Origin of the sequence: Streptomyces sp. NPDC007162 (assembly GCF_040634175.1) — a bacterium.
Lineage (GTDB): Bacteria > Actinomycetota > Actinomycetes > Streptomycetales > Streptomycetaceae > Streptomyces.
Map to the genome: position 1 here is coordinate 1 of NZ_JBEYFC010000865.1, position 2,399 is coordinate 2,399.

Below are 2,399 nucleotides of genomic sequence, written 5' to 3' on the forward strand. Positions count from 1 at the left end.
GAGGAACGTACCGCCGTAGGCACGGGTGTTGCCGTGCAGGGTGATGCCGTTCAGCTCCGCGCCCATCGAGTGCTCGCGGATGCCGAAGTGGATGGTGCGGCCGTAGGGGTCCGCCTCCGGCAGCGGGTTGCCGGCCGGCAGGAACGAGCTGTTCTTGTCGATGGTCGTGTTGTTCGACCCGGCGAGGTCGGCGGAACCGCCCCACAGCTCCGGGATCACCGCGCCGAGCGCCTGGAGCACCTTGCCGGAGGCCGCGCGGGTGGCGACGCCCTTGCCGGGCTCGAAGACCGGGACCTTCTCCTCCCAGCCGGTGGGCAGCTCGCCCGCGGCGATCCGGTCGAAGTCGGCGGCACGCTCGGCGTTGTTGTCACGCCACAGCTGGAAGGACTTCTCCCACTCGGCCCTGGCGGCGGCACCGCGCTCGCCGGCCCTGCGGGTGTGGGCGATGACCTCGTCGGCGACGTCGAAGGACTTCTCCGGGTCGAAGCCGAGGACGCGCTTGGTGGCCGCGACCTCGTCCGCGCCGAGCGCCGAGCCGTGGGCGGCCTCGGTGTTCTGCGCGTTCGGGGCGGGCCAGGCGATGATCGAGCGCATCGCGATGAACGACGGCCGGTCCGTGACCGCCTTGGCGGCCTCGATCGCGTTGTAGATGGCGTGCGGGTCCAGGTCGCCGTCCGGCTTCGGGGCGATGCGCTGCACGTGCCAGCCGTACGCCTCGTACCGCTTGACGGTGTCCTCGGAGACGGCGGTCTCGGTGTCGCCCTCGATCGAGATGTGGTTGTCGTCCCACAGCAGGATCAGGTTGCCGAGCTTCTGGTGGCCGGCCATCGAGGACGCCTCGGCGGAGATGCCCTCCTGGAGGCAGCCGTCACCGGCGATGCAGAAGATGTAGTGGTCGAAAGGCGACTCGCCCTGCGGCGCCTCGGGGTCGAACAGGCCGCGCTCGTAGCGGGCGGCCATGGCCATGCCCACCGCGTTGGCGACGCCCTGGCCCAGCGGTCCCGTGGTGGTCTCGACGCCGCGGGTGTGGCCGTACTCCGGGTGGCCCGGGGTCTTGGAGCCCCAGGTGCGGAAGGCTTCGAGGTCTTCCAGCTCCAGGCCGAAGCCGGCCAGGTACAGCTGCGTGTAGAGGGTCAGCGACGAGTGACCGGCGGACAGCACGAAGCGGTCGCGGCCCACCCAGTCGGGGTCGGACGGGTCGTGCCGCATCACCTTCTGGAAGAGGGTGTACGCGGCCGGCGCCAGGCTCATCGCCGTACCCGGATGGCCGTTGCCGACCTTCTGTACGGCGTCGGCGGCCAGGACGCGGGCGGTGTCTACGGCCCGCTGGTCCAACTCGGTCCAGTCGAGGTCTGTGGTGGTCGGCTTGGTGCTCACCCTGGGTCAGGGCTCCTCTCCACATGTTCGGTTACCGGTCCACGGGCACACGCCCACACCGGCTGCCGGTGTACCGGGTGCCCACCGGCCGCTGTCGAGCCTACCCCCGTAAGGACGTGCATTTTTTCGAGTGTTTACAGACTGCCGGGCGTCGCGGGGATCCGCCTCCCGACTGGCCGGGAAGGCATTCGGCACATGAATACGGAGCCGCTCATCTGACTGCTCAATCGAGCCACCCCACCCCTCTGTCGAGTCCCCCGCCAACACGACCCCACCCCCGCGAAGATCGGGGTATGGGCAACGTCTAAAGTGGCGTGGTACGCGCGAGCCTTTACCGTCAGTTCACACGGCGGGCTCGCTGGGAGTCTCTGTCAGGGGTGTGCGTGACGGCCGTCGAATCCCGTCCAGCGGGGGTACTCGGTGCGAGCGAGAGCCCGAGTCACCGGCCGTTCGGGGCCCGTGTCAAAGCTTTCGTGGCGCTGACCAAGCCGCGGATCATCGAGCTGCTGCTCATCACCACCGTTCCGGTGATGTTCCTGGCCCAGCAGGGCGTGCCCGACCTGACGCTGGTGCTGCTCACCTGCGTGGGCGGTTATCTCTCCGCGGGCGGCGCGAACGCGCTGAACATGTACATCGACCGGGACATCGACGCGCTGATGGACCGCACCTCGCAGCGGCCCCTGGTGACCGGCATGGTCAGCCCGCGCGAGTGCCTCGCCTTCGGCATCACCCTGGCGGTCGTCTCCACGCTGTTGTTCGGTTTCACCGTCAACTGGCTGAGCGCCTGGCTGTCACTCGGAGCGCTCCTCTTCTACGTCGTCGTCTACACGATGATCCTCAAGCGCCGTACTTCGCAGAACATCGTCTGGGGCGGTATCGCGGGCTGTCTGCCGGTGCTGATCGGCTGGTCGGCCGTCACGGACTCCATGTCGTGGGCGCCGATCATCCTGTTCCTCGTCATGTTCTTCTGGACGCCGCCGCACTACTGGCCGCTGTCCATGAAGGTGAAGGACGACTACGCG

2 protein-coding genes are annotated in these 2,399 nt (G+C 68.6%); one reads left to right on the plus strand and one right to left on the minus strand.

All coding sequences use genetic code 11. The features are described 5' to 3' along the window. Window positions 1-1,377, minus strand: a 1,377-nt coding sequence (locus tag ABZ646_RS45090; RefSeq protein ID WP_360533159.1) for a transketolase, incomplete at its 3' end; no start/stop codon positions are given. A 377-nt stretch (window positions 1,378-1,754) separates the two neighbouring features. On the opposite strand from ABZ646_RS45090, the gene ABZ646_RS45095 reads away from it, so the two are divergent. Then, a partial coding sequence (locus tag ABZ646_RS45095; RefSeq protein ID WP_360533162.1) for a heme o synthase occupies window positions 1,755-2,399 on the plus strand: 645 nt, incomplete at its 3' end.